Source organism: Sunxiuqinia dokdonensis (genome assembly GCF_001270965.1).
GTDB lineage: Bacteria > Bacteroidota > Bacteroidia > Bacteroidales > Prolixibacteraceae > Sunxiuqinia > Sunxiuqinia dokdonensis.
The window spans coordinates 1-1,399 of sequence record NZ_LGIA01000049.1 but is presented as its reverse complement, the minus strand read 5'-3'; the positions used below and the strand labels follow the sequence as shown (position 1 = coordinate 1,399).

Genomic DNA, 1,399 nt, shown 5'->3' with positions numbered 1-1,399 from the left:
AGGAGAAGACCGAAGAGAAGACAGCCTTAGTTTGTTTTTCCCTATTATCGTATTTGTAATGAAATTCTGTGGATATGCAACAGAAAGCTGAACGGATAGTTAAGTATCATGCAGCTAATTTTTGATTGTTATTAATTAATTCAAATTCTTCCATTGTTTTATATCCCAAAGCTGAGTGTCTGCGTTTCCTGTTATACCAGGTTTCGATCCAGTCAAACAAAGAAAGTTTTGCCTCGTCCTGGCTTGAAAAATGGTTCTCATAGACCAATTCAACCTTTATGGTTTTAAAGAAGCTTTCGGCTACTGCATTGTCCCAGCAGTTACCTTTTCGGCTCATACTTCGGCAAACCCATTTGTTCGAGTTCAGTAAATTGGAGAATGTGTTGCAGGCATATTGAATACCTCGGTCGGAATGAAAAACAAGTTTCTGTGTGACAGGTCTGTTTTTTACAGCCATTCTCCATGCCGGAATCGTGGTTTCTTCAGTACTTAAGCCTTTGCTCATTGCCCAGCCAACAACCTTTCTGTCGAACAGGTCGATAATAACGGTCAGGTATAACCAGCCTTTACTGGTTCTGATGTAGGTAATATCGGAAACCCAAACCTGTCCCGGTCTTGTCACCGTAAATTCACGGTTCAGGATATTGGGAACAATCGGGTAATTATGCCTTGAATCAGTGGTGGACTTAAACTTTCGTTTCCTTCTGGCCCTGATACGGGCTGTTTTCATAATACGGGCAGTTCTTTGACGAGAAACCACGTACCCTAATGTACGAAGCTCCTGCGCAATCCTCGGACTTCCGTAGCTTCCGAAACTGGCCTCGAAGATTTCCTTTATTTTCACCAGCAATCGCTCGTTCTCAATCCAGCGTTTAGATGGGCCACCTTTGAGCCATTGGTAGTAACTGCTTTTGCTTATTTTGAATACCTTACACATCATCTCAATAGAAAACCGGGGTCGGTGATCACTTATAAACTGGTAGATTTCCCATCGCTCGCGGAGAAGATGCTGATTGCCTTTTTTAAAATGTCGCGCTCCATTTTTGCCTCTCGTAACTCTTTTTGCAGGCGGGCATTCTCGCGCTCCAAATCAGTCATCTTCGGATTCCCATGACCGGGGAAACTATTATTTTTGTATTGATTAAATTCTTTTCGCCATCGATAAAGCAACGTTCTATCGATTCCCAATTCTTCAGCAATCTCGCTGGCGTTACCTCGTGCATAAGAAAGTTCTACTGCTTTTTGCTTGAACTCCTTGTCAAACTTTTTTCTCATTTGATTCATAATTGTAAGTTAATGCTTTTATGGCTTAACTCACCGTACAGGCAAATGTGCTGTTTGTGCGGTGGCTCTATTCAGCATAGCATAACGGTCACTTGCAAGCTGTGGAAATGCTACA

At 42.2% G+C, this 1,399-nt stretch carries 1 protein-coding gene; it reads right to left on the bottom strand.

Annotation, left to right across the window (positions count from 1 at the left end; all coding sequences use genetic code 11):
* Window positions 1-106: 106 nt before the first annotated feature.
* A protein-coding gene (locus NC99_RS05100; protein WP_204374902.1) for an IS3 family transposase occupies window positions 107-1,284 on the bottom strand; the annotation gives its coding sequence in 2 pieces (ribosomal slippage) (window positions 107-1,026 and window positions 1,026-1,284; 1,179 coding nt in all).
* Window positions 1,285-1,399 lie beyond the last annotated feature (115 nt).